This is a genomic window from Paenibacillus whitsoniae, assembly GCF_003955665.1.
In the GTDB taxonomy this organism is placed as follows: domain Bacteria; phylum Bacillota; class Bacilli; order Paenibacillales; family NBRC-103111; genus Paenibacillus_E; species Paenibacillus_E whitsoniae.
The window spans coordinates 33,284-59,451 of sequence record NZ_RXHU01000062.1 but is presented as its reverse complement, the minus strand read 5'-3'; the positions used below and the strand labels follow the sequence as shown (position 1 = coordinate 59,451).

Sequence of the window (26,168 nt, the reverse complement as noted above, 5' to 3'; positions counted from 1 at the left end):
TCGTTATAACCCCCTTTTTTCGGAAAATGGACCGATGATCAGTTGTTTTTCTTTTAAAATCTCAATAACGGGCTCTAGATCTAGGATCGAACATCCACAGCGATCCGCAATCTGCTGCATTGAATGCTGCCCATCGCAATAATTCAAAACGATAAGGATACGGTTGAGCTGTGTTCGGTGATCCACGACCTCATTATTGGAGTGCCCTCTCATCGTCGGCGCATTCATATCTGGATAAAGACCATGCTTGTCCAATTTGACTTCACCAAAAGGGGACTGGTTTATATAATATCCATCTAATTCCAGAGCTTTGCATACGAATTCTAATTCATCCAAACTTTGCTGAAGGGCTTCAATCGTCATCGCTTCCTTCGTATCTAACGAATTATGATAGCCAGGAAAGCCCGAGTGCAGACCTCGCGACATCTGACCTACCGGAAAATTAAAACCGGGGGAGCAAAACTGGCGTTCATCAGACCCATAAGTTGGCGTAAACCCTCTCAATCTTGCGTCTATCTTTTTATGATGAATTAAATGAGCAATGATTATATCCAGCTGTGAATGATCGCGTCTCGTTTTCTTAAAGCTCAACGGGTCGTTGCCGCCGATGCAAGTTAACACCATGCCCGCAACCACCTTTTCCCTCAACTCTTCCCCAAATTGATGCAGATAGGCAATCGCACCGATCGTCTCAGGTGCTAATACAAACCGATACGTGAATCGGCGATGCTGCCATTTGGCCAAACGAAGGTACATGAAGGCTGTAACGATTGGCCCGCTAAGCTCATTATTCGCCATAGAAGGATGGCAGATGTAAGAACTGAACAGCACTTCTTGATCGGACTCACCGGGCAAAACAACTTGCGCATAATTGAGTTCACCTTGAATGAGCTCGCTATCGATATAAGCATGGTACTGACCCGGCTTCAGGTTCTCCAGTACGCAATGTGGAAGACAAAATCCCCATCTCTCCTTATAGTAAGATGTCACGTATGGAATGGCGTCTGGCAGGCTAGGAACACTGTAAAGATGCGCTTTGACTTCATCAAGAGATAGCGTTCGATTTACTGGAACACTGTAATTGAGAACATGCAGATTATGATCTTTAAAATCGACGATTGTTTCTCCATTCGGCCCTTTTAACCAAGCTTCACGAATTCTCCATTCACGGGGAATCTCCCAATCAAACACCTTCGCCCCCGTCGGTACGGCGAATTGCTCCAATGGTATATATTGTTGGAATATCGCAATCGTTTCCCTGACGCCAGGCCCTGTAATACTCCTGCAAATCGGGAAAAGACGGTCGAATAGCTTATCCATTTCCTCAAATTCCAGCATTTTTTCCGATTGTTTTTCCAAGCTGTCTACCCGGTCCATGATTTATCCATCCCTCTACATTCAAGTTACAGTATGTCCCATGTCATCGGAGTTCCTCTTGCAACATCCTTTGTGACCTTCCTGCCAAGTACAAGCTCCAAATTTTTCGTCGGCAGCCCTGCCCCAGGGCGAATAGATTTGATATTGTCCTTGGTCAATATATCTCCCTGCTTCAAATCCTTAATCACATACAAGGATCTTCTATGTTTTAATGAAACTTTCTCGGCTTCTGTTGGCCCATAATGGATTTGTCCTAGGCTTTTCGAAACGCGATCCGTCTCGACAACCAACGCGCTCATTTCGGCCGGTTCCATGGAAAAAGCTGCGTCCACCCCGCCGGCAGCACGCGACAACGTAAAATGCTTTTCGATCACGGAAGCACCAAGTGCCACACTGCCTACACTGACGCCGATGCCCATTGTATGATCGGAAACGCCGACTTGGCAGCGGAATAAGTCCCGCAGGTGAGGCAGGGTCGATAGGTTGGTGTTTTCAGGGGAGGCGGGATACGTGCTGGTGCATTTCAACAGCACAAGATCCTTGCAGCCCGCTTCCCTTGCGGCACGAACCGTTTCGTCCAACTCTGCAATTGAGGCCATTCCCGTCGATATAATCATCGGCTTGCCTTTGCTAGCTACATAACGTATGAGCTCAATATCTGTATTTTCGAACGAAGCTATTTTGTAGCAATCGACGTTCAATTGTTCCAAGAAATCGACAGCCGTCTCGTCAAAAGGTGTGCTGAAAGGAATAATGCCCAATTCTCTGCATCTTTTGAAAATAGGTTCATGCCATTCCCAAGGTGTGTACGCCTCTTGATAGAGCTTATAGAGAGAAGTTCCCTTCCACAAACTGTTCGGGTCATCAATCCAAAAATCGCCGCTGTCGATATCAATCGTCATGGTATCTGCCGTATAAGTTTGCAATTTCAGGGCATCTACACCAGCTTGAGCGGCAGCTTCTACGATGGCAAGCGCCGTATCCAAAGATTGATTGTGATTCCCCGACATCTCGGCAATAATGAATGGTTTATGTATGGGTCCGATCAAACGATGACCTATTTGAATGTCTTTCATCAGCAGTTATCCCTCCATGATCGTCTTCACGACCGGATGTAAGCCAGCTTCTGTTGAATTACCCAGCAACTGAAGAGCGCGTTCGCTCATTTCCACCACATCTTGTGGATGCAGTAGAGCTCTATCTAACACCTCTACGTAATCTTGCACGTACACATCATCATAAAATCCCATATTCCAAATCGCCCCGAATCGAGCCGCTGCCTCCGTTGATTCTGTCTGATTATCCGCCACAACGGTGACGGCAGAAGGAAGACCAAGATAGCAACGCTCCCACATCGTTACACCACCTGCTCCGAATGACAGGTCCGCCTCATTCATTAACGAGCTCAAGTAATCAATCTGACAATGATAATGGTAATTGGACCGCGCACATTGTTCCTCTATTTCAACTCGGACAGGATTCGCGGTACCTACGACTACATCTACATAAAGCCCGCTAATCTGGCTTGCTTCTAACGCATTAAGCACTTTCATCGTTTCATTGGTTGGATCACTTCCGCCAAAAAAAACAAGAATTCGCTTAATTGACCCCTTTCGCTTACGCATGTGCTTCCGCATAGATAAGAATTCGGGGCGCAATAATAAGTAAGAAGGCCCTAGAAGCAACCGGCAGTCAGCAGGAACTAACGAATGATACCGCTGCTCAAGATTCGTCGTATAATTTTGATCGAGCAGAAGCTCACACTGATGCCTCCGGTCAGCAAGATCATCAATGACAGCGATGTGTTTAACGTATGGCCCAATCCGCTGTTCCCACTGCTCATCTAGACCATAATGGTCAACAATCATCCATCCGTCCGAGCCAATCTCGCTAATAATATCTATAACTTTATCAGCATCCTCACTTTGCGTAAAGACTTCCTCACCTAGCATAAAAACTTGAAATCCCTTTTGTGCGACCCAGTCACCTAGATGGCCTCGCCCCATTCTCATGATGAAAGACACAGACGCTCCCGCTTGAACCAGCATTTCCGCCAAAAGCACGCATCTCATGATATGGCCCGTTCCTATGGCTGTCGAACCATCCACGCGTACAAATACATGCACGGTAATACCTCACTTTCCAAACCGACTATACAACCGGTTTCTGTTCAATATGTGCATTTAATGCCGCTACGTCGGGATTTTGCAGTAGGAACTCCACGACATCCTCAGAAGAAACAAGCATATTGTCCCGGAAATGGTCTCCGATTCTTTTGCACAGTGCATAGTCCTCTTCGGTATCGAGCGTAATTCTGAGCTCTGGGTGAAGGAGTGGAGTCGAAACAGGATAGGATTTTCGGGTAAATTGTTCGCGATGTTCATAAGCATAGTACGTGACATGCTCTCTGTGACGGAGCTCTTTCCCTACGTTATACATGGTCTCGAGTGCAGAAAATGCAACGATTTCAACAGTTAGACCCCGCGGAACATCTCCTACGAGATCAAGGATATCTACTCGCTCTTGCTTCATTTGCTGAATTAGCCCGCTCGCCATTTCGTAATCAACAAACGGGCAATCCGCTGTTACTCGAATCACGTAGTCCGGATCATATGCCGCTGCGCACATATAGTACCGTGACAACACATCATCCTCAGAACCTCTGAAGCAGATGACTTCGTTTTGCTCACACCATGCTGCGATCGCATCATCTGGAGCGAGAACGGAGGTTGCGACAATAACCTCGTCTACACCTTGTACGTTGCGACAACGCTGAACTACATAATCGAGCACAACGGTTTTGCCAAGGGGCAGCAGCACTTTCCCTGGCAGCCGTGAAGACCCCATTCTCGCCTGGATTATCATCACTGTTTTCATTCCAATTACCGCCTATTCTTCAAAACTGCCAACAAATCTATCGTACGAAGCGCTTCTCTTTTTCCATTCATCCGCGAGCATTTCATAAATATATACATCATGAAATACACCATCTTTTAGAATATGCTGCTGGTAGTGTCCCACTTCCGTACAACCATGCTTCAAGTGGATCTTCCTCACATTGTCATTGTGAGCCATCACTTCGCCAAGCAGCTTGTTGAAACCCAACTTCTGAAAGGCATAGTTATAGATGTAGGGCCCAATCATTGCACCGACCATATTGTACTGCGTATCACCGATGTAATATGCCCAGTAGGCACGTAAATGATGCCGGTCTATGTTCGTTAACGAGACAAGCCCGAGTTGCTTTTCCTTCGAAGTAATTAACCAATATCGACTCGTTGAATCACTGGAAATGCGCTCAAACCACTTTTTCTGGCGGTCTAAGTTGTATTCAACGTCTGTAAACATGTACTTGGTAACGTGCTCACTTGTTCGCCATTTCAAAATCTGCTCTAAATGCTCCTCCTTCAGCTTTAAAAATTCCACAAACGCTTCCTCCTCATCGTAAATCCACTTCTCTTGTCAAATAGCTTAGTAAATAATACCCGTCCCAGACTTCAGCAAAATCCAACGCTTTCCCGACGGGAATAATCCGATCGATTCCCCTTCCATTCAAAGCATAGATAAACCGCTTTAACTCTTCTTTGGTAAATCCGAAGTAGGACAAGGTTTGATCTTTGTCTGATACAAATGTCGAGACCTCTAGCAACGTCGAGCAGGATAATTCTAAAAACAACCCACCGCCACAATGCATCTCCCTGATTTGCTCATTCATTTCGGTCACCTCAACGCGTGTCGGCGTATGCAGGGCTGCCGAAGATACAGCCTCCGTGTACGAATGGGCACCATAGAAAAAAGCTGTCGTTAACCGCGTTACTTGTAAAGCCTTTGGCAATTCATATTGAGCTGCCTGGAGCTTGGCTGTCAGCGCGTTCCAAAACCTCATTTTCGCTTGTTCAATATGCTGCTCATTCCCTACCCAACAGACAAGCCTTGGTGAAGAGCAAGCCATTTGTTGAAACCAGAAAGCATCGTTATAAAAATCATGCGCGAGCTTCGCCAAACTTTCGTCTGATAGGGCAATAAGCTCATCTGCCGAGAGCACGACCGTTGAAAACCGATCAGCGAAGACCAACTCCGTCGCTAACGGCGGTAAAGGAATCTCGCGAATCGTTCGAATCGTCTGATCGCCTCCCCAGATGACCCTCGCGTGACATAAACTCGATAAGAACTGCGAGATCTGCCGATCATGCGCATACGTCAAAAACAGCGTCCGCTGCCTAATCTCCTCATAGGCGGCCTGATCCATCACCTTATCGATAATGCCCAGCAGTAAGGTAAGCTGCTCATTCCTGTTTTGCGATAAGCGGACGATATTGATATTTCCCGCCAGCATCGACAGCACCCAGGAATACAAGAAAATCGTATCGACATTCGATGGAGCGAAGTGAAGCACTACCCCTCTTGCCAATAAAATACGACTCTCACTGCGCTTCTCGAAATCTCGTTGGATCTGTGCAATATTTGCCTTCCGGAGCCAATACCCTGTAGCCATTAATTCCGGATAGGCTCGCATTTGTTTGTTTTTTAGAATGACCGCAGACACTTCCTGCAAAAACTGCACGACAACGGGGGAGAACGGGTGCAACGGCTTCACCTTCGCCATGTTGGCTGCATGTGCCTGCCAGTCCTCCGTAGATAGCCCCATCGGCATAAGAGCTTCCATTTACACATTCACCCCAATCTGCCGATCATAGGCATGGGTGTCACTGCATCCTCTAATTTCCGCCTTAGGAATCCGACCTTCGACCGTGAAATATTTCCCCATTCGACCGCATGGACAATTGTCTTCTCCGTGTATCGTTCCGACATCCTCCGTTAGCAAACTATGACCCGGATAGCTTTGCGGCAACGTGCTGATGACTTGCACAATTCCCTTGCTCTCATTCGCAACAGGCTTCAATGTTTCAAAATCCCGGATGATGACATCGGCAAAGCCAGGTGTATGAAAATATCCATGTTCACACTCCATAAAAATCGAGCCCACTTGCTCAACCATGCCGTAGTAGTTGTGAATAAGCGGTATCTGAAATTGCCCAAATAGGGCTTGCTTGAACACTTCATTGCTGACCGCTTCATCGTTTAACTTCTTCCAACCGCCACCGTGAATCAAAATGCTATTACTCAGCGGAAGTTGGATACGTTGATTACGACAAACTTTAAATAAATATTGCCAGATCATAAACGTAAACCCGAATAACAAGATACGTTCACCCGCATGCTTTTCTAAAAAGGCATTCAAACCTGGCCAATCGATCTCCATCTTGTCATCCAGCAAATAAAAATGATTGCGTCCAAAGTTTGAAAACCCAACGATGCCCGCTCCCCTTGCACTGAAAGCTTTACGATCTTTGATCACATTCTTGGTATCGATAATGATCATCGGCAGACGCTGCTTTCCAATGAAATCTCTCACAATGGTCACAAGCGCTTTTGACTGAAGCTCTGAAGTGGCGCGATCAATGAAGATTTTCGAGACTTGCTGGGAAGTCGTCCCGCTGGATGTTAGGGTTTTGATTACTTCTTCCTTAGGTACCGAACATAAATCAAGCATTTTAAAAAGCTGAACAGGCAAGTACGGCAAATCCTCTACACGAAGGACTTCTGGCTCAAAGGGGACTTTATCCAAAATGTGCCGATAGGGCTCGCAGTGCCGCTGATGAAAGTCCGTTAATCCTTTTAACTCATTGACTAAAGAATCTTGCTTTGCGGTGCGATTCATTGCATAGGGAGTTTGGAAAACGGCTTCGTTCATGGCATCATGTCCTTTAGCTTCAGATAGTTCATTTTTCCATTTTCTAGCCGCGGCAGATTAGGCAAAGCTTTTACAGAAAATGACGATACGTGCAGCTTGTACAATTGACGTACATACTCGGTAAGAACGGCAATCTTCGATTCATCTTCCGTAAAAATGAGCAGTAGGTCATCGCCTCCTGTACAAGCAACCGGCAGCGAAAACTTCACTTCTATTTGCCTTTCGATTTCGTCCAAATTCATTCGCAGACCAAAAAGCTTAATAAAACGCTTCATTCGACCTTTTATATACACATATCCCTCATCATCGATCTCAGCCAGATCTCCGGTATGCAGCGTTCCGCCGAGTTCGTCACCTTTGGCCAGATCCTCGCCCGTTTCGGCATAACCAAGCATCACATTTGGGCCCTCGTAGATAAGTTCTGAGGATACTTCATCAAGTCGAAACGTTCCATTGGGAATCGCAATACCGACAGAATCGGCTTTTTCCGCGAGTCTATTTGGAGGAACATAGCTCATCCGCGCAGTTGCCTCGGTCTGTCCGTACATCACGTAGAACCGTCTTCCTGACTCAACGGCCATGTTCTGGAAAGATTGAACCAGATTAGGGGCCAACCTGCCACCAGCTTGTGTAAAATACCGCAAAGAAGGCAGCTCCATTTGCCCAAAACGGAGTCGTTGGAGCATTTGGTAGGTATACGGTACACCAGATAGCGATGTTGCTTTTTGATCTTTAAAAAAACTCCAGAACTCTCTTGAGAGTATCGAATCGTTCGTTATTAGTAATGCACCCCCAACCAGCAGGTGACTGTTAATGACAGATAATCCGTAAGAATATTGAAATGGCAAGGTCGTAATGGCCCGTTCCGTTTCATTCAACTGCAAATAAGTCGCGATCGACTGCGCATTGGCTTGCAAATTCGCATACGAGAGACGTACGAATTTGGCGCTGCCCGTCGTTCCCGAAGTGCTCAGCAGTACCGCAAGATCAGGGTAGATATCTGCTGTACGGGAGAATTCCTGCTTCATCCACACAGTGGACGAAGATTTATAGTAACCCTCGAATGCATGCACGTGAGACGGGGATACAATCCAATTAGGCTCATATGTACGAACAATATGCTCAAGCAGCGTTATTTCTAGCAGCCCATCGAGCAGCATAACTGCATGGCCTGCCTGCAAACACGCCACATAGGCAGTGAGGGTTGCTGTGTCATTTGCACAAAGCAGCAGCACAAGTTGTTTGTGACCCGACATAGGCAGTTGTGCACGAAAGTCATCCACACGCTGCTGCAGCTCACCATAGGTGATATCTTTATCAGCAGTCGAAATGACCGCTGTTCGCTCACTATACTTACCAACGTTCCAAAACAAAGACACCGTGCACACTTCCTTTTTCCTATCGCAGGTTTCCTTTTACTATTATCGGCTTCTGGCAAGCATCTAATTAGAAAATAATAAGGTTGTTTCAAAAAGTGCCTTAACCTGCACCTTTGAAACAACCTCATCAGACACGATCCAAACGTTAGACGACCATGCCGCCGTCGACTCCAAGTACTTGTCCTGTCACATACGTAGACAAATCCGAGGCTAAGAAAAGAATGGTATTCGCCACCTCTTCCGGCTTCCCAGCTCGACCCATATGAATGTTCGATAAACGGTCGTTGTATCTTTCCTTCGATAGCTTAGAGGTCATATCCGTTTCAATAAAACCAGGCGCCACAGCATTCACCCGTATATTGGACGGAGCAAATTCTTTGGCTGCGGATGTTGTCGCCCCAATCACAGCCGCCTTACTTGCCGCATAGCCGACCTGCCCAACATCTCCATATCTACCGAGAATGGAACTTACATTAATAATAGACCCACTTTTTTTGCGCATCATCAAGCGTGTCGCGTACTGCATATGCGAAATGGTGGCCATCACATTGACGTCAAACATCTCATTGAGTTTTTCCTGTTGAACTAACCCCAGCATGCCGTCATTGAGAATTCCAGCGTTATTGACAAGAACATCCAGCTTTCCATATTGTTTATGGATGCGTTGAAAGGCTCGTTTAACCTCCCCTGCGTCCGTTACATCGTAGCACAGAACAAGCGGCACATGTTCGGAGATCTCGCTGATCTGGGCCGCTAACGATTGCAAATCATTTTCGTTCCGCCCATTTATAACTACAGCAGCCCCGTGCTTCGCCAAAACGAGTGCTGTCGCCCGCCCAATTCCTTTCGAAGCACCTGTAATTAAAGCTACCTTGCCCTCAAGCAGCATTTAAAACTCCACTCCATACTTGCTCAGAATCTCTTTGGCCTTTGCAAATGAACTTAGATCAATGACATCGTCCGTATCCATCATAATATCAAAGCCTTCATCGATCGCCGCGATCAGCGACATGTGAGCAATCGAATCCCATTGTTCAATACTGTTGTAAAGTAGATCATCTACAACAATGCTTTCGGAGATGCCTAATGCTTCTGCGAAAATGGCTTTAAGTTTTTGTTCGTTCATGTGAGTTCCTCCTACTTAGAATAATACGGTTAGGCTCCATCGCCCTTTGCTTGTTGCAGGATACTCTCCCAGCTCAATTCAATTCTCTCAACATCCTCTTCAATTAACTCTTTGCCTATTTGCACTTCAATGATTTCCAACTCAGTAACTGCCCTAATGGCATGTAACGATTCGGGAGGAATAGTAACAACAGAACCCACCTTAACTTGTTGGAGGTATCCATTTTGGACAATCTCTCCTTCACCAGAAATGACCGTCCATACTTCTTCACGTTTTCTATGCTTCTGATAACTGAGATTATGATCCTTATATAAACAAATTCTTTTAGTAAGCATCTCTAACCCGTTGCTCAATTTGGACTGATCGAGAACTCTCGACCATCCCCAGTGTCGCTCTATGTACCTGGGGGGATCTGTGAAATTTGCCACTAGGTCTTTAAGCCTTGGACTTGCCGCTTTATCCGTCACTAATATTCCATCTGGGCTTGCAGCAACAACCACATTTGATACCCCTAGAATTGTAATCGGTATCTCAAGTTCATTAATAAGATGCGTATGATGGCAATCGTCACTTATTTTCCCTATACCCATACACCTATCTTTTATTTCTTCTGTTAAGGTATTCCATGTGCCAAGATCTTTCCATGATCCGGAATAAGGTAACACAACAACCTCAGCTGCTTTCTCAACAACTTCATAATCAAAGCTAATTCGACGTAGGTCACTATAATTTCCAACAAAATCCTCATAAACAAGCGAATACCCGTTATTCCGAAGTAGTTCCACCATATATTTCAAACGAAAAGCAAAAACACCGCAATTCCACAAAGCATTACTGTTAATTAACTCTGCCGCCTTCTCTTCAGTCGGTTTCTCTAGAAATCTGGTAACTCTACGATAACCGCTATCACTTCCACTTCCTTCTGCAGATTCGGTTAAGATGTATCCGTATTTGGCCGAAGGATAAGTAGGTTGCACTCCGATTAGCGCCATATCAGCAGAACTATGCTTAAGTACATTATCCAGTTGGTGAAGACTTTCAAAAAAGGTATGTTCCACATAAGGGTCCACAGGAAGAATACACACAACTTCTTCAAGACTTACCTTTGCAACGCTATATAAATATACAGAAGCCAAAGCAATCGCTGGAAACGTATCGCGCCTCATGGGTTCGACAATTAAAGGAACCGTCGACCCAAGCTGAGATTGCAGCATTTCGACTTGCGTCTTACTGGTTGCAATCAACGTATTTTCTTGCAGGTTTGCGTCGCCTAACTGTCGCCATACCCTTTGGACCATTGACTCATTCTGATCTTTATCGCTTTTAAGAACTTTCAGAAATTGCTTTGATCTAGCATCATTGGATAAAGGCCAAAGCCTTTTCCCCGAGCCTCCTGATAATAAAATCAACTTCATAATTCGTAGCCTGCAATTCCTTGATTGACGTACCATTCATAGGTTTGTTTTAAACCCTCTTCTAAAGTTACCTTAGCCTTCCAACCAAGCTTCTCCATTCTCGATACATCCAAGAGCTTCCTAGGCGTTCCATCCGGTTTCTCTGGGTCAAATCGTACTTCACCTTCATACCCTACAATTTTTTTTATTAAAAGTGCAAGTTCAAGGATAGATAGGTCTTGACCCACCCCAATATTGAGAATGCTTTGCTCACCGCTAACATCCCGCTGCATGAGGAATACACAAGCATCTGCCAGATCATCTACATAAAGGAACTCTCTTTTAGGCTTACCGCTTCCCCATACACTAACGAAGGGTTGGTTATTTAATTTAGCTTCATGAAATTTTCTTAGGAGTGCAGGTAATACATGCGATGTTTCTAAATCAAAATTATCGTGAATACCATATAGATTGGTAGGCATTACGGAAATAAATTGAGTTTGATATTGTCGATTATAAGCCTCACACATTTTAATGCCTGAGATTTTAGCGATAGCATAAGACTCATTCGTCGGTTCGAGCTCTCCGGTTAATAGACACTCTTCCTTCATTGGTTGCGGAGCATACTTAGGATAAATACAGGAGCTACCTAGAAAGAGTAATTTAGTAACTTTCGAGAGATAAGCCGAATGAATCACATTTGCCTGTATCGTGAGATTTTCATATATAAATTGTGCTGGGTATGTATGATTTGCATGTATCCCGCCCACTTTAGCTGCAGCTAAGAAGACATAGTCCGGTCTCTCATCCATGAAAAACTCAAGCACAGCTTGCTGGTTTCCCAAATCCAGCTCTGATCTGGAGCGCGTAATTATACGCTCATATTTCAAATTATGCAGCTTGCGCAAGATGGATGATCCCACCAATCCACGATGACCAGCAACGAAGATCTTTGCCGTTTTATCCATTGTACAAGACCCCTTATTATTCAAAATAGCGCTTGGTTTTATAACCCTCTTTGGAAATAAGAAGGTCTTTCTCCGCCTCTTCCATATCTGCCTCAACCATCATTCGCACAAGCTCAGGGAATCCAACCTTCGGTTTCCAGCCAAGTTTGGTTCTTGCTTTTGTCGGATCGCCTAACAAAAGCTCTACCTCTGTCGGTCGGAAATAGCGGGGGTCGACTTCAACAAGAATCTGTCCATTCTCTTTATTGATACCTTTCTCCCCAGTATCTACACCAGTCCATTCTAACTCTATGCCGACTTCTTTAAATGTAGCCGAAACGAAGTCCCTCACCGAGTACATTTCTCCAGTAGCAATTACATAATCCTCAGGAGTTTGCTGTTGAAGCATCAGCCACATGGCCTCGACATAATCTCCGGCAAATCCCCAATCCCTTTTGGCATTCAAATTACCCAAATACAACTTATTCTGAAGTCCAAGTTTGATACGTGATGCAGCTCTTGTAATTTTCCTTGTTACAAACGTTTCACCCCGAAGAGGTGATTCATGGTTAAATAAAATACCATTACATGCAAACATGTTATAAGCTTCACGATAATTTACTGTGATCCAATATGCATAAATTTTAGCCGCGGCATACGGACTACGTGGATAAAATGGTGTTTTTTCTGTTTGAGGAATTTCCTGTACTTTACCATACAACTCGCTGGTTGATGCCTGATAAAACTTCACTTTCTCAGTAAGTCCCGTAATACGAATGGCTTCCAGCAAGCGAAGAGTTCCTAATGCATCCGAATTAGCTGTATACTCCGGGGTTTCGAAGGATACCTGGACATGGCTCTGCGCAGCAAGATTATAAATCTCATCGGGCTTTACCTCTTGAATGATGCGGATTAAATTGGTGGAATCCGTTAGATCCCCATAGTGGAGGTGAAAATTAACATTGCTTTCGTGGGGATCTTGGTATAAATGATCAATTCGGTCGGTATTGAATGAAGATGCTCTTCTCTTGATACCATGGACTTCATAGCCTTTTTTCAAAAGAAACTCGGATAAGTACGCGCCGTCTTGTCCAGTCACACCTGTAATTAGTGCTTTGGGTTTCACTTTAATTATCTCCCGTCTATGTAAGTTACAGTAATAAAATTAATTCTTTCCATGTGAACACTTTTATTTCACTGCCCGCAATACTAAATATTTGGTTACGTATAGCATGATCCACAGGGCCTTCAACAGAGATGACAACGCCATCAATTTGACTGTGATGACTTCTTAACCAATCCGGGGATTGTATAGAAACCCCCCTCGTAAACTCATTATGCATTGCCTGATTGTTATCCAAGAATGTTAATACCTCAACTCCAAATTGCAAACAATCTTCAAGAAGGTAAAGCCCCGTTTTCATTGCACCAAATATAGCGATTCTGTTGACGTTTAAATCCTTCAAAACTGAAGAGATGCCTCTTTTATTTAAAAGCAGTTTTTCTAACCAACTTTTATACAGACCTTGCAACTCCTCCTTAGGGGCTATCGCCGTCAGCTGATCTTCAACACCGAAATGCTCACGCAAAATGAAATTAGCTTCATTGATTGTATCTTGCCTTCCGGAACTACCATTGGAAGCTCCCCCTAATCTAAATAAAGCCACTATTCGATCCAGAAAATGGAATGAATTATTGTTATCTTCAAAACATTTCAACATAAAGTCCAAATCTGCAGCAAGCTTGTATTTTAAATTAAAACCCTTGTATCGTTCGAACAACTTTTTCTTTGCAAAAAAACCTTGGTGAGGATACGTTTGACCACTTTTAAAATCATCTAACGTCATATACTTACCCATTTTGTAGGAAAAATCGCTGTTGAATTCTTTGGCCAAAACTTTAGCACATAAAAAGTCAGCTTCAGGATGCTCGACAAAGAAACGTGCAATATCTTCTATAACATACTGGTCATATAACGAATCATCCGAATTTAGGAAATAAATAATATCTCCTGTACTTTTGGAAACCCCTTTATTGAATGCATCATATATACCTTTATCCGGTTCTGAAACCAAATGTGAAATACTACTGCGATTCGCCCTCAAGATGTCTTTAGTTCTATCGATAGAGCCTCCATCAATGACAATATACTCTATATTAGAGTAGGTTTGTTCCGAAACACTTTGAATGGTCTGCTTAATTGTAGATTCACTATTATAAGACGCTGTAATGATGGAAATTTTGGGACCTCTAATGGGAAGCATAAGATTCAATCAGATCCTTCCAAGAGAATACTTTAATTTGATCTGCAAAAGCATCATTCAAAAATTTAATAACCTCTTTATCTCTTGAACTTTCAATAGATACAATAATAGCATCTACAAGTTTTATATTCTCTTTAACCCACTGCACGGGCTTTATATCATAGCCAAGTATTTTTTTATCTTGCATATTTTCATTATTATCCAAAATCCCTTTAATGCATAAATTTTCTAATTCCAAATCCTTAATTAAATACTTACAAGTAGTTAATGTTCCAAATATAGCAACATTGTTGATCTCATATTTTTTTAATACCCTGGATATTCCTTTGTTTTGTAAAAGAAGAATCTCGAACCATGTCCTGAACAAAGCGTTATTTTGTATTTCAACACTGGTGAAATCAGTAGAAACTCGGAAATAATGATTAATAATTTTTTCCTTCTCCATTAAACCTCTTATTCTTGTCTTATAACTAGAAGAAACTCCACCGATTCTGAAATTAGCTAATACTTTATTTACATACATAGTTTCTTTTTCTGCTGCATTCAAAAAGCATCGTAATGAAAATTCAAAGTCCCCCGCAACAGCATACTCTAAATTAAATAGACCATATTGATGGAAAAATTCAGCTTTCACGAACACAGCTTGATGAGGTGGCGCATATCCTTTTTGGAAATCTTGAACGGAAAATTCTCTACCGTAAACAGTCATATCTTCTGTGTTCTCAAGGAACTGAACGTTCCCATATACGTACCAAGTATTTGGATTCTCATCGAATAGTGACACTACTTCCTCAATCACTGAATCATCAGATAATGTATCATCAGAATTCAAGAAATAAATAATATCTCCAGTAGCATGTCGAATTCCTTTATTAAAAGCATCGTAAATGCCCAAATCCTCTTCGGAAATCAGCTTATCTATTTTGGAATCATAATTTTCAACTATTTTTAATGTATTATCTTTAGATGCCCCATCAATAATAATATATTCAATATTTTTATAGCTTTGGTTTATTACACTTTTAATCGCGCTCTCAACATACTTTTCGCTATTATAAGTTGCAGTAATAACGGATACTTTAAGGCTTGTACTCATAATAGCCCCCCTTTAATTAAACACAAAAATCAAAAAATTTGCTTAGCTGTTTGCCATATATCACTAAATTGCAAAGCAAAGGTCCGCATCAAATGCACTGAATTATCTCTAGCTACCTTCTCACGCTCTAAATCAGGCCCAGCCGCTGCAAGATAGGCATGTTTCAATTTTTGAGCTAGATCCTCTGCATCCGTGCGATCGAAATAAATAGCATGCTGCGGATTTTGTTCCAGATTAACCTTAAGATCGGACAATACCACTGTCTTTCCTAGTGCACGGCATTCTTCTACTATAGTACTCCAGCCTTCGAATAATGATGGTTGAACAACTAAACAACTTCTGCGTATTAATTGAATCTGTTCTTCTCGAGAAATAATTCCAAGAATATGTACTTGATCAGATATGTCCAGTTCACTAATTAATTGTTTTATCATTGTAAAATAATCCCGTACCCGATAGTCTTCGGTCGACCCTGTACAAACAACATGAATAACATGACCGTTGTCTTTCAATATACGTATACTCCTGAACAATACCTCAAAATTTTTATGTGCCCAAAACTGATTACAACATATGATATATTTATCGGGCAAACCAAATTTATTTTGTATGTCCCTAGGATTCACATCATACCATCTGGCGTCCGGCTCCACGTGAAATGATAATATTTTAGTTACAGCTTTGGAGTCAGGGTAGAATCCATGAAAATCCTCTCTTGCATCATTACTACTAAAAACAATAAGCTTAGCTCGATCAGCTATTTCTTGATACTTGAGATCTAGTTTCAAACGTTCTTCCTGTGAAGTGATTTCGGGAAGGTACCGATACTGAAAATCCGGAATCCATGAAGCGGCACAACGATGAGGCAAAACATCCATTAATACAGGATAGTAGAAGTCTATCTTTTCAGATAGTTCATCATAAGAAGAACAATGAATCCATGGGTGTTTAATTTGATCGGATGCTCTCGTAGTATCCTTTCCTACATAAATAATGCCATCGAAACAATGAAGAAAATGCTCATGAAGGTAAAAATCATCCAGACTGCTGTCTGCCGCAACTAAAAATAATTCAGGACGTTCCATTGGTGGCAGGGTGGACACAGCCCTTGCAAGTAATTCAATATAAGAAACTCCGCCTAGCCACTTTTCGCCACCAATTATCCTGAGAGCAATCTTATAATTGGCTTTCATAAAGAACCCCCTACCTTCTTCCACTATGGTTTTTCACCCAATTACAATATTTACTTACCCCTGCTTCTATGGATATCTCTGGAGTAAAACCGTAAGAAGCAAGCTTATCAATATTGGCCTCCCAGTATAACGGATCCCCTTTTCTTACATTACCTGTAAACACAATTTCTTTATCAATTGAGAAACTGTCACGGATGAGATAGGCTAATTTTCCTATTGTAGTTCCTATACCTGAACCTATGTTAAATATACCTGATGTATTATGATGGATTAATACATCTATTGCTTTAGCCAAATCGCTAATATGAATAAAATCTCTTGTTTCATTTCCTGTTCCATAAACTAGAACATTATCGCTGGTATGATCTAAAAATCTGGAACATAAGTCGTACAGAACCTGTTTTCTCAACCCTTCTCCATATGCGGAGAAAATCCTTAATACTAGCGTAGATAATCCATAGACTTTAGAATACTCTTCTGCTAATAATTCACTCATTAACTTGTGATAACCATACGGCGAGATAGGTTGTGTTTGCATGTCTTCGCAAACAGGTAAGGTTTCAGGGCACCCATACACCGAGGCACTTGATAATAAGACAACTTTAGTCCTAGGAGAATACTTTCTTACACACTCTAAAACATAGGAAAACAAATTTACTGATTGCTTAAAGTCTTCATACGGCTCGGCAACTGAATGCTGAACTGAAGATGTGCCCGCACAATGGATTATTAAGGATGGTGGTGACTGTAGCAGCAACGATTCAAATGCTTTCGAGGGCAATTGAGCTTCAACTTTCCTTTCCCAGTGAACTTTCTTGATTAGGTCATTCTGACTCAAAGACCGACCACAAGGAATAACTTCAGCACGTTGTAAATGAAAGTAATGAGATAAATACGATCCTAAAAACCCACCTGCACCAGTAACTATAATACGCGTATGTTTCATTTTCTCTCCTGATCAATTCGCTTGATTACCCGTGCCGGATTACCCGCCACAACAGTCCATGGTTCGACATCTTTTGTAACGACAGACTTGGCGCCTACGACAGCTCCTTCGCCGATCGTAACACCTTTTAAAATTACCGAATCAAAACCTATCCATACCTTGTCTTCTATTGTAATTGGCTTAGAATTCACAGTGTCCCAATTTTTATTTAGTACCATATTATTTCCCGATCTGTAGTCTGCCAATTGCTGCTTCATATCCTCAACACGAGCTTCCCAATTTAATGAATGGGAATCATGATCGTAAATTGTACAACCCCAAGCGATTGTAACATCGTTCCCAATGGTTATTTGAGTTCTAGATATAAGCCTTGTCCCACCATTGATAAAACTACGGTTACCGATCTTGATACAGCCATCTCTGGACTCGAATATAAATTGGCAATTAATGATGCAGTCCTCACCAATAAAAACACATTTATCATTCTCTCGAGGTACATCAAAGCGGAATAAAATATTAGGCATTAAAATTGCCGATTCCTTAATTTCAAAGAGCCGCGGGTATGTATTCATTATTTCAATAGACAAGGTTTGATACTCCTTTGTATACTAAATAAAAGTATTATTAGGGTTCATCAGAATAATTTCTCTCCACGAAAAAATTCTTAATTGATCTTTATTAGTAATGCTTTTAATTTGATCTTTGATTTCTTCCTCATATTCGCCTTCTATAGCCAGAATAATGGCATCTATATCCTGATTATGATCCTTGAGCCAATCTGGAGAGCAAATAGGCGTATTCATAATCTCTTTTCCTTGTCTTAAAACATTATTATCTAAAAACGCAACTGTATGAATACTCGATCTTTTTAAGTCTTGCAACATCAATACAGCAATCTCCCTCGTTCCAAATATTGCCACATTATTGATCGTATATTCTGTTAAACATGAAGAAATAGGATGATCTGAAAAAAGCAGAATCTCAACCCATTTCTTATAGTACTTCAAATTCGTATTCAAAATAGTTTGTTGATAATCTGGTCGCGTTCCAAAGTGCTTTTGCAGGATATTATTTATCTCTTCTATCGCTTTTTTTCGGTTTTTCCCTTGGCTGGATAAGCCGCCTAACCTAAATTTCGATATGACACGGTTTGTATAAAGGCAGTATTCCGAATAGTTTTTGAAAATATTTACAATTAAATCTGTATCACTGCCAATCTTATATTCCAAATCGAACCCACCACATGCAGCAATAATTTCTTTCCTTACGAACGATGCAGAGTGTGGGGGGATCCTTCCCTCCTTAATATCTAATAGAGATACACTTTGGCCACTTATATCAAAATAACCGGTAGAATCGTTCAGTGTCTCAATATTACCATGAACGAATTTCACATCTGGGTATTCATTAAATATTCGTGAAATATCCTCAATAGCTTTATCGTCAGCAAGAAAATCATCTGAGTTAAGAAAATAAATAATATCCCCAGTTGCAACTCTCAGCCCTTTGTTAAAAGCTTCAAATACCCCATTATCTGGTTCAGAGATCAGAATTGCTACTCGCTCTCGGTACTTTTGTATAATTTCTAATGTGCTATCAGTAGACCCTCCGTCTACGATGATATACTCGATATTTGTATATGTTTGTTGAACAACACTTTGTATGGTTTGTTCAATATATTTCTCGCTATTGTATGAAGCTGTTATGATGGAGACTCTCAATTTCTTACTCATTTATCTTCTCCCTCATTTATCTAGTATATATGTAATACTATCTTAAGTATTATTATAAATTCGAATAATCTTACCTTTATTAATGACTTTTATTAGTTGCTCATATATTTCACTTTCAAAGGAAAATGACGAAATAAGAATACACCCAACTACCAAATTGTTAATTTCATTTGCTGCATAGACAGGGTATCCTTCAAAATAATTGCCTGAAGGATTGCTATCAATGATACCTTTCAAATCAAATGAGCTAAAATCAACCAGTTCAATGAGTTGTTTAGTATGACCTCCACAACCATATATGAAGATATTTTTCTTCCCTTGGAGTAAATTCTCAATATAACTTGTGTAATTCGTATGGACAAGTGAATGTCCAACGAAACATGCCTTGCTACCCTTCTTTTCTCCTCGAATTATTCCATCTCGTAAGAAAACCCCACGCTTGTAAACCATGTTTGAATTGTAGTGTCTACTGACTTCTCCCTCCTCAGAAACAGATGAAGACAAATAAAATATACTCGTTCTCGTTTTATTAACTTTAAAATTACAGAAGATAATATCAGGGTCATTGTTAAATGATAACATTATTTCTGCATAATTAGGATGCAAGATACTTCCTTCTTGAATATAAGAGATGTAGTCATATTCAACCTGGTCATGAAAATTATCTTGATTGTTACCAAAAACGATACTTTTATTGGGATAAGTTTGGTTAACTATACTTTCATATGTTTTAGATTCAGAACTTTGTATTCCTTTATTATCATAAACAAATAAAATACGTTTTGTTTTGACTCTATCAGACAAGTTAATGTAACTTGAACTTTTTTCAATGAAATCTAAAACAGAATAACCAAACTCCCCTAAATCTTCATCATTTTTAATTGTATGAGTATTTATGAATTGTGATAAGGTGATTCCAAGACTGTACCAGTAATCTTTGTTCCAGTTGATCGAGTGTTTTATATGGTATGCAAACGGTGTTATCAACCTTTTTGCCGTTATCCCCTTTAGGATAGGAGCTAGAACCGCCCAATAATCCCACCACGGGAGTCCTATGCAAAATTCATTTTTCGGATAAAGGGGAATTATGTCTTTATCAAAAAAGAAAAAGTCTAATCCCAATTCATAGACATCCCCGTGTAAGTTAACAATTGAGTCAATATCGATTCTTGAACCATATACAATTGACTGATTAGATTGTCCTATTATGAATTGAAATAATTGATCGCTAAAGTTAATAAAGTGAATATCTGAATTGACAATTCCGCATATCTTCGAGTCGGCAGAACTAAAATAATCTAAAAAATTGTCAAAATATATATAAGGCTTCCCATATTTATTCGCCGCGTTACTTTTCGTTTCAACAAATTCCACATTGGAAAATTCAGTTTGTAATATCTTTATTTCCTCTATTGAATTAATCGAAACAACACGAAATCCACAATTTAACCACGAACTAATTGCTTGCTTCTGAACCGATAAATTAAATGGTGCAATTGATGTTGCGATTGTTAAATTTTTATACACCAACGTTGCCCCCAGTACATCTCAAAGTTCAAACATACGCGTGCTTCTTATTTATATCTTTCGTAATGAAATCCTTCTTTTCTTCATACCCTTTTCCAATCAAATTAGTCGAGATTTCCTTTGCATAGCTTGATGCAATAATGACGAATGGTGATGGGGATTTAGTTACACCCAAAATCTCGGGAGAATGAATAAGTGTTCGATTAAAAACCACTCCATTCTTCTCCAAATTAGAATCTAAGAAGCCAGATACTTTAATATTGAATAAGCTTAACTCCTGATAAACGTTTTCCCCAACACTACCGGTACCCCATATCATAATTGGCCGGCATTTTGATATTTCTTTTAACCTTTTATCAAGCGATTGCGTGCTTAGTCTTGCTAAGATTTGTTCCACAGATAGCATTGAGGTGAGCCTTAGATACAAAAATTCTTCAATATAATCCGAATCAATTAGAATAGAATTACACCACTCCAGATTCTCAAGATAAAGTTGGTTTTTCCATTCCTGATAATCTTTTGAAAACACATTAGTCATTCGCCCTAGAATATCAGATTTAGTCTCGGCTTCTAAATCAGAGCTCTCAATAGTTAAGTATAAATTTCTTGCAAATTGTGTCCAAGGCATTGAAGATATTTCCAATCTTCTCTGTTCATCAGATGTGATTGCATTGACATTCTCTTCCGCTGGCTTGGTTATTTGTCTATATTGAAACAACTTCTTATCTACTCTTAGTATCTGCCCACGAAGCATTAATTCGAGTACCCAAATAACATCTATTCCGAATTCTTCACGACTTATATCAAGTGCACTTAGATCTTTCCTTCGTATTAATCCATAAATCTCATACCACCAAAACCTGGTTATCCATTCAATAATATTCTCGCTGATTGATTTCCCTCGAGTATCAAATACTTCAAATTCTTTAATTGTCTTCCCTTCCGAATCAATTAGAAGTACATCAGACATGCACATAACTGCAGTAGGATTATTCTCTAACTGTTTTACACAATCTCTGACAAATTGAGGTTCTCTTAAATCATCGTGGGCCGCCCACATGAAATACTCTCCACTTGAAAGCTCTAGTACTTTCTTAAAGTTTTGGATTCCTCCTATGTTCGTATCATTTCTGTAATAATGAATTCTGGAATCGCCATACAAAAAGGATTTGCAAATATCCTCTGTTGAATCTTCTGAACCATTATCTGAAATGATAATTTCAATATTTCTGTAGTCCTGAGAAAGCAATGATTCCAATGCAGATTGTAAATACTTTTCTCCGTTATACACAGGTAAGCCAATGCTTACTAATGGCTCATTCTCATAATCACTCATATTTCAACCACCTTGCCTGAATATAAATTAAAGACAGTTGGTTTTAAAGCCTTCATCTAATCAGACTGAAAATAATTTTATTTTCAGGTATCTTAACTTCTAATAACTGCTTTTCAATATCATCTGCATACATAGAAGCAATAACAATATGGTCCGCTATAGAATGATCAATTGAATCAACTCCCTTAACTTGAGTTCCGAGCAAATACTGGCCCCACTTTTGTGGATCATTATCTATAAATGCTTGTATCTCAATATTTAACCCTAGTCTATTATTCATCTCATTTATTACATTGTGCGCAAGCTTGCCAGCCTCCCCAGCTCCAAATAAATAAACCCGACAACTTCCAACATTCACAATCCAATCAATAAATTGTTCACTCAACATACTCTTTCCAAAATCGTAAATGAAATCAAAACTTTTTCTGTTCTGAATGAATTTAGCCAACTCTAATTTAGTCTCAGCTTCTAGTTCCTCAATTTTTTGATTGAATAACTCAACAGTAAAATTATACAATTCAACATCTAATTTGTTGTTCTCTCGAATTCTTTGAATCAAATCATGCGGTAACTCTTTTTGCTTCGGACGAACAGCTGTAACATTTTGACTTCTGTAAGTCACGATATTCCAAGCAAGGGTTTTATTTAATAAAAAGACGGATTCGTCAAACCGTTCAGTCAAACCCACCAATGCGAACTGCTCTCGAACGTTTTTCTTCGCAGCTTCCAAATCCTCAGGTAATAGCTCTCTTGAAGCAACCCCAGCCATGTACCTCGTTTGTGAATTGTTAAGCTCAGTAAAGTACTGTGATCTCCACTCATGAAAATTATCTAATGTTATATTATTGGTCGTTAATTCTTGATAATACGGATGGTTGGGATCACCTTTTATATAGTAATAGGTAGAAATGATATGTTCGACTGGATCTCTAAGCATAGCAATATATTGTACAGGTCTTTGAAAATAAACATGGACACCATATACGAAATGTCCTTGCAAACAATTGATTGCAGTTTTCTCTTCAGGCGTCATGTCATGAATCTGATTAATAGAGTCTGCCATTCCAAAGTGCGGGTATATTTCTTTTATTTTAGAACGGTCAAATTGCCGTCTAACTAAACTTCTCATTGTTGTGCCGCCCGTTTTGGGAACATGCAGGTGTATAAGCAAGTTATCATTTATTTCATTCATACAAAACATCCCCCTCCTTATTTAATAATTATCAAAATTATCAATACGCTATTTTTCTATTTTCCCTGACTCAATTAAAAAATCGATAATCTGCTTTGCTGATTCCTCTTTTGATAGTACTTCTGTTTCTACAACGCAATCAGGATTAACAGGTTCTTCATACGGGGAGGAAATACCGGTAAAATCCCTAATTTCCCCCTTCCTTGCTTTGGTGTATAGTCCCTTTACATCACGACGTTCACACTCTTCTAATGAACATTTTACATATACTTCAATAACTTCTTGTTTATCGAAAAGAGAATATACCATTTGACGATCTTCATGATAGGGTGATATAAAAGCTGCTAATACAATTACACCTGCATCAATGAATAGCTTTGCAGTTTCTCCTATTCTTCTTAGATTTTCCCTTCTTTCCGATATACCAAAGCCAAGGTCTCTGTTTAGTCCATGGCGCACATTATCTCCGTCTAATATGTAAGTCTTAAATCCTTTATCGTATAACATTCTTTCTACTTCATTTGCCAAACTGGACTTTCCTGATCCAGATAATCCTGAAAACCAAATAACGAAGCTTTTATGACCATTTAAACTGCTCCTTTGTTCCCTCGTTATTTTCGTTTGGTGCCAATAGAGATGTTTGTGATCCGTAATTCTCCTCTGTTCTTGAATATTTGCGGACGTGATACATATTTCATTCTCTTTATTCAAAGGTTAGTTCCCCCCTTAAAAGATAACCCCCCGGTATTCACCGATGTAAGGAGTTTCTCCCACAGGAATCTGTGATGAAATGGAATCTCGGTGAAAACCTTTAAACCGATCAATTAATATTGACTATTTCCAAAAAAGATCGCTTGTCCTGTTGGAAGCTTCATAATAATACCAGGCTTATCAGAGAAAAATTCATCTATAATCTCTTTAGTATCCTTGTAATTTGCCCACCCGTAGTCATCAAAAACAACAACACCTCTTCTAGCTAAGCGGGGATAAAAAAATTGTAAAGCTGATAATATTTCATAAGATTACTTTTGGCTCTTTCGATTGATTGTGTTTGATATTTTACTCCAACTGATTTCATCTCAGAAGAAAGAGTAGCATCGTTTTTTATGTCTTCCCATGCATCATATAGATGGAATTTGTACGATACAGACCCTGCTAATTTTTTATAATAGTCATCAACTTCCGCTAGTGCAAACAAGGCACTCAATCCGTCTCCTACTCCACATTCAACTAAATTAAAAGAGTTTAAATTATCCTCTTTGAATTCAAGTGCATATCTTATTGCAAAAGAAACATTCCAATGTCTATACTGTAAATAATCAATATTATTTGAGCTAACTCCATAAAGTAATCCATGATCGAAGTTACTTTTCAATAACGTATTTGTTTCCCGGAAATTTCCCCATTGATATTTATCATTCCACGGATTCTCATGAGCAGTTTGCATTCCCCATCCAGAAAAATTCACTTTTTGAGGCCGATTTATTAATTCACTTACTTCGAAATCAATACCCTCATGCATACCCTTTAAAAATAGCTTATTCCTTATCCGAGTCGACTAATAGAGATCCAATAATAACATATGGATTATAATCATCAATTAATACTTTCTCATCAAATAATGGCACATTATTAGTCAATGAATTCTCTTTGCTATCAGTAACAAACCCAAGTATGTTCATATTCTTTTTATAGTAGTAGTGATTATAAGTCTCCACTGCTTTCTAATCATTACCCCAGATATATATTTCTTCTACTGGGGTTAATCACCTTGCTTTTTTCATAATTCGCCCCTTCAAGTAAATTATATCTATTTAGCACTTGAATAATTTCATCAAAAAAAGATGACCCAATAACAATGTACGGTAGCGCGCTATCTTTATAATTAACAATCCATTGCTCAAGAGAGTAAATAGGTAAGTCAAATAATGTACTACCGGCTTTCTTAGTATCTGAGTCCACAAACCCAATTACCGTATTATTAGAGTCACTTGTATAAAATTAATAGCTCTTCCTCCCCCCCTCTCCTGTTCCCCAAATGAGTATTGATCTTTCTTCTTGCAAGATTGACATACTATCCCCCCTGTAGAAATCCTTTTGATTATTCCCCAATAACGGCATATGAAATTCTAGGTTCAAATGTGAACCTTCTAATTCGAAGATTAGGAATCCCTATCATTTCCATAACAGCAATAGTCTCCCCAGGAAATGCTTCTTCATTTAACTCATCGAACACTATAACTCCACCCTTTGGAATACGGTTCACTAATTTCTCTATCGCAACTTTGGTCGGCTTATAGATATCAAAATCAAGATAGAGACAACTTATTACTAGATGAGGGTGATCCGAGATATACTTCTCACAAGTTTCCTCAAAATCCCCTTTAATGACCTCAACCTTAGAGAAATGAGAAAGAAACCGATTTTTATTGAATACCTCAATTGATTGCTTAAGATCCTCATAAGCATTGGGAGCAGCAAATCCACCCTTTTTTAAATGAGTTGACTTTCTTTCTAACAATCCCTCTAAATCCTCAGCCGCTACTTCAGGAAAACCGCTAAACGTATCAAACCCAATAATTTTTCTTTGAAAATTATAAGGCTCTAGAATTGTACTAATATTAGCGAAACCCATTAAGCCACCACCAAACAAGACCCCGCATTCTACGATTGAGCCATGAACATTCTCAATCAGTTTGAATATTTCATACCTAGCTAAAAAACGTGCTAAGGTTTGCCTCGGAGTATACTTAGTGAAATTCTCCATCTTCTCGACACCAGATCCAAGGCTCTCTTGAAAGTATGCTTCTAACGCCTCTCTATATGTGTAGTCTTGCTGCGACTGTGTATTGGGATCGTGCATTGTTGGTGATGGATCATCCATATTTTTAGTCATTTGGAAA

General features: G+C 40.1%; 25 protein-coding genes. All 25 read right to left on the bottom strand.

Features of this window, described 5'->3' with window-relative positions:
- Nucleotides 1–3: 3 nt before the first annotated feature.
- The 25 genes from EJQ19_RS20020 to EJQ19_RS19900 all read right to left on the bottom strand — a co-directional run bounded on the left by EJQ19_RS20020 (nt 4) and on the right by EJQ19_RS19900 (nt 26,161).
- A complete protein-coding gene (locus EJQ19_RS20020; RefSeq protein ID WP_241243004.1) occupies nt 4–1,377 on the bottom strand; it encodes a DUF4910 domain-containing protein in 1,374 nt (457 codons plus the stop codon).
- A gap of 26 nt (nt 1,378–1,403) precedes the next feature.
- The gene (gene pseI, locus EJQ19_RS20015) at nt 1,404–2,453 is read right to left on the bottom strand and encodes a pseudaminic acid synthase (protein ID WP_126143008.1); all 1,050 of its coding nucleotides are present in this window, start codon (nt 2,451–2,453) and stop codon (nt 1,404–1,406) included.
- A 6-nt stretch (nt 2,454–2,459) separates the two neighbouring features.
- Nucleotides 2,460–3,485 (bottom strand): UDP-2,4-diacetamido-2,4,6-trideoxy-beta-L-altropyranose hydrolase, encoded by a 1,026-nt coding sequence (pseG, locus tag EJQ19_RS20010; RefSeq protein WP_277600970.1) that lies wholly within the window; start codon nt 3,483–3,485, stop codon nt 2,460–2,462.
- A 43-nt stretch (nt 3,486–3,528) separates the two neighbouring features.
- Nucleotides 3,529–4,254 carry a cytidylyltransferase domain-containing protein gene (locus EJQ19_RS20005; RefSeq protein ID WP_126143006.1) on the bottom strand — a complete coding sequence of 242 codons (726 nt, stop codon included), beginning with the start codon at nt 4,252–4,254 and terminating at the stop codon, nt 3,529–3,531.
- A 12-nt stretch (nt 4,255–4,266) separates the two neighbouring features.
- Entirely contained in the window at nt 4,267–4,803 is a 537-nt protein-coding gene (gene pseH / locus EJQ19_RS20000; protein WP_164716639.1) for a UDP-4-amino-4,6-dideoxy-N-acetyl-beta-L-altrosamine N-acetyltransferase, read from the bottom strand.
- A 13-nt stretch (nt 4,804–4,816) separates the two neighbouring features.
- Entirely contained in the window at nt 4,817–6,043 is a 1,227-nt protein-coding gene (locus EJQ19_RS19995) for an acyl-CoA reductase (protein ID WP_126143004.1), read from the bottom strand.
- Complete coding sequence (locus EJQ19_RS19990) at nt 6,044–7,132, bottom strand: LuxE/PaaK family acyltransferase (RefSeq protein ID WP_126143003.1); 1,089 nt, start codon at nt 7,130–7,132, stop codon at nt 6,044–6,046.
- Nucleotides 7,129–8,511, bottom strand: a complete 1,383-nt coding sequence (locus EJQ19_RS19985; RefSeq protein WP_241243003.1) for an AMP-binding protein — start codon at nt 8,509–8,511, stop codon at nt 7,129–7,131. The genes EJQ19_RS19990 and EJQ19_RS19985 overlap by 4 nt, the downstream gene beginning before the upstream one ends.
- Nucleotides 8,512–8,656: 145 nt before the next feature.
- Nucleotides 8,657–9,400 carry an SDR family NAD(P)-dependent oxidoreductase gene (locus EJQ19_RS19980; protein ID WP_126143002.1) on the bottom strand — a complete coding sequence of 248 codons (744 nt, stop codon included), beginning with the start codon at nt 9,398–9,400 and terminating at the stop codon, nt 8,657–8,659.
- Nucleotides 9,401–9,637 (bottom strand): acyl carrier protein, encoded by a 237-nt coding sequence (locus EJQ19_RS19975; RefSeq protein ID WP_126143001.1) that lies wholly within the window; start codon nt 9,635–9,637, stop codon nt 9,401–9,403.
- A 29-nt stretch (nt 9,638–9,666) separates the two neighbouring features.
- Entirely contained in the window at nt 9,667–11,052 is a 1,386-nt protein-coding gene (locus EJQ19_RS19970; RefSeq protein ID WP_126143000.1) for a sugar phosphate nucleotidyltransferase, read from the bottom strand.
- The gene (gene fcl, locus EJQ19_RS19965; protein ID WP_126142999.1) at nt 11,049–11,999 is read right to left on the bottom strand and encodes a GDP-L-fucose synthase; all 951 of its coding nucleotides are present in this window, start codon (nt 11,997–11,999) and stop codon (nt 11,049–11,051) included. Before fcl ends, EJQ19_RS19970 begins: the two co-directional genes overlap by 4 nt.
- A 16-nt stretch (nt 12,000–12,015) precedes the next feature.
- Nucleotides 12,016–13,104 (bottom strand): GDP-mannose 4,6-dehydratase, encoded by a 1,089-nt coding sequence (gmd, locus tag EJQ19_RS19960; protein WP_126142998.1) that lies wholly within the window; start codon nt 13,102–13,104, stop codon nt 12,016–12,018.
- Between the two features lie 25 nt (nt 13,105–13,129).
- Complete coding sequence (locus EJQ19_RS19955) at nt 13,130–14,242, bottom strand: glycosyltransferase family 2 protein (protein WP_241243007.1); 1,113 nt, start codon at nt 14,240–14,242, stop codon at nt 13,130–13,132.
- Nucleotides 14,229–15,338: a glycosyltransferase family 2 protein gene (locus EJQ19_RS19950; RefSeq protein WP_126142996.1), complete on the bottom strand. Its 1,110-nt coding sequence runs from the start codon at nt 15,336–15,338 to the stop codon at nt 14,229–14,231. The genes EJQ19_RS19955 and EJQ19_RS19950 overlap by 14 nt, the downstream gene beginning before the upstream one ends.
- A gap of 29 nt (nt 15,339–15,367) precedes the next feature.
- Nucleotides 15,368–16,531, bottom strand: a complete 1,164-nt coding sequence (locus tag EJQ19_RS19945) for a glycosyltransferase family 4 protein (protein ID WP_126142995.1) — start codon at nt 16,529–16,531, stop codon at nt 15,368–15,370.
- 10 nt (nt 16,532–16,541) lie between these two features.
- Nucleotides 16,542–17,477 (bottom strand): NAD-dependent epimerase/dehydratase family protein, encoded by a 936-nt coding sequence (locus EJQ19_RS19940; RefSeq protein ID WP_126142994.1) that lies wholly within the window; start codon nt 17,475–17,477, stop codon nt 16,542–16,544.
- On the bottom strand, nt 17,474–18,064 hold the full coding sequence (locus EJQ19_RS19935; RefSeq protein ID WP_241243002.1) for an acyltransferase: 591 nt from the start codon (nt 18,062–18,064) through the stop codon (nt 17,474–17,476). Before EJQ19_RS19935 ends, EJQ19_RS19940 begins: the two co-directional genes overlap by 4 nt.
- A gap of 21 nt (nt 18,065–18,085) precedes the next feature.
- A complete protein-coding gene (locus tag EJQ19_RS19930; RefSeq protein ID WP_126142993.1) occupies nt 18,086–19,210 on the bottom strand; it encodes a glycosyltransferase family 2 protein in 1,125 nt (374 codons plus the stop codon).
- A 42-nt stretch (nt 19,211–19,252) separates the two neighbouring features.
- Nucleotides 19,253–20,737: an LbetaH domain-containing protein gene (locus tag EJQ19_RS19925; protein WP_126142992.1), complete on the bottom strand. Its 1,485-nt coding sequence runs from the start codon at nt 20,735–20,737 to the stop codon at nt 19,253–19,255.
- A gap of 28 nt (nt 20,738–20,765) precedes the next feature.
- A complete protein-coding gene (locus EJQ19_RS19920; RefSeq protein ID WP_126142991.1) occupies nt 20,766–22,073 on the bottom strand; it encodes a glycosyltransferase in 1,308 nt (435 codons plus the stop codon).
- 52 nt (nt 22,074–22,125) lie between these two features.
- On the bottom strand, nt 22,126–23,265 hold the full coding sequence (locus EJQ19_RS19915; protein WP_164716638.1) for a sulfotransferase family 2 domain-containing protein: 1,140 nt from the start codon (nt 23,263–23,265) through the stop codon (nt 22,126–22,128).
- 48 nt (nt 23,266–23,313) lie between these two features.
- The gene (cysC, locus tag EJQ19_RS19910; RefSeq protein WP_126143046.1) at nt 23,314–23,919 is read right to left on the bottom strand and encodes an adenylyl-sulfate kinase; all 606 of its coding nucleotides are present in this window, start codon (nt 23,917–23,919) and stop codon (nt 23,314–23,316) included.
- A 322-nt stretch (nt 23,920–24,241) separates the two neighbouring features.
- Nucleotides 24,242–24,787 (bottom strand): hypothetical protein, encoded by a 546-nt coding sequence (locus EJQ19_RS19905; protein ID WP_126142989.1) that lies wholly within the window; start codon nt 24,785–24,787, stop codon nt 24,242–24,244.
- 579 nt (nt 24,788–25,366) lie between these two features.
- Nucleotides 25,367–26,161, bottom strand: coding sequence for a TylF/MycF/NovP-related O-methyltransferase (locus EJQ19_RS19900; protein WP_206438452.1), 795 nt, complete (start codon nt 26,159–26,161; stop codon nt 25,367–25,369).
- Between the last annotated feature and the right edge of the window lie 7 nt (nt 26,162–26,168).

Coding starts and splice junctions, on each gene's coding strand:
- pseI (WP_126143008.1), bottom strand. CDS start 2,453: ATGAAAGACATTCAAATAGGTCATCGTTTGATCGGACCCATACATAAA.
- fcl (WP_126142999.1), bottom strand. CDS start 11,999: ATGGATAAAACGGCAAAGATCTTCGTTGCTGGTCATCGTGGATTGGTG.
- EJQ19_RS19980 (WP_126143002.1), bottom strand. CDS start 9,400: ATGCTGCTTGAGGGCAAGGTAGCTTTAATTACAGGTGCTTCGAAAGGA.
- EJQ19_RS19945 (WP_126142995.1), bottom strand. CDS start 16,531: ATGAAAGCCAATTATAAGATTGCTCTCAGGATAATTGGTGGCGAAAAG.
- EJQ19_RS19955 (WP_241243007.1), bottom strand. CDS start 14,242: ATGCTTCCCATTAGAGGTCCCAAAATTTCCATCATTACAGCGTCTTAT.
- EJQ19_RS19900 (WP_206438452.1), bottom strand. CDS start 26,161: ATGACTAAAAATATGGATGATCCATCACCAACAATGCACGATCCCAAT.
- EJQ19_RS19995 (WP_126143004.1), bottom strand. CDS start 6,043: ATGGAAGCTCTTATGCCGATGGGGCTATCTACGGAGGACTGGCAGGCA.
- EJQ19_RS19975 (WP_126143001.1), bottom strand. CDS start 9,637: ATGAACGAACAAAAACTTAAAGCCATTTTCGCAGAAGCATTAGGCATC.
- EJQ19_RS20005 (WP_126143006.1), bottom strand. CDS start 4,254: ATGAAAACAGTGATGATAATCCAGGCGAGAATGGGGTCTTCACGGCTG.
- EJQ19_RS19905 (WP_126142989.1), bottom strand. CDS start 24,787: ATGCATGAGGGTATTGATTTCGAAGTAAGTGAATTAATAAATCGGCCT.
- EJQ19_RS19915 (WP_164716638.1), bottom strand. CDS start 23,265: ATGAATGAAATAAATGATAACTTGCTTATACACCTGCATGTTCCCAAA.
- EJQ19_RS19930 (WP_126142993.1), bottom strand. CDS start 19,210: ATGAGTAAGAAATTGAGAGTCTCCATCATAACAGCTTCATACAATAGC.
- EJQ19_RS19990 (WP_126143003.1), bottom strand. CDS start 7,132: ATGAACGAAGCCGTTTTCCAAACTCCCTATGCAATGAATCGCACCGCA.
- EJQ19_RS19970 (WP_126143000.1), bottom strand. CDS start 11,052: ATGAAGTTGATTTTATTATCAGGAGGCTCGGGGAAAAGGCTTTGGCCT.
- EJQ19_RS19940 (WP_126142994.1), bottom strand. CDS start 17,477: ATGAAACATACGCGTATTATAGTTACTGGTGCAGGTGGGTTTTTAGGA.
- EJQ19_RS20020 (WP_241243004.1), bottom strand. CDS start 1,377: ATGGACCGGGTAGACAGCTTGGAAAAACAATCGGAAAAAATGCTGGAA.
- EJQ19_RS19920 (WP_126142991.1), bottom strand. CDS start 22,073: ATGAGTGATTATGAGAATGAGCCATTAGTAAGCATTGGCTTACCTGTG.
- EJQ19_RS19950 (WP_126142996.1), bottom strand. CDS start 15,338: ATGAGTACAAGCCTTAAAGTATCCGTTATTACTGCAACTTATAATAGC.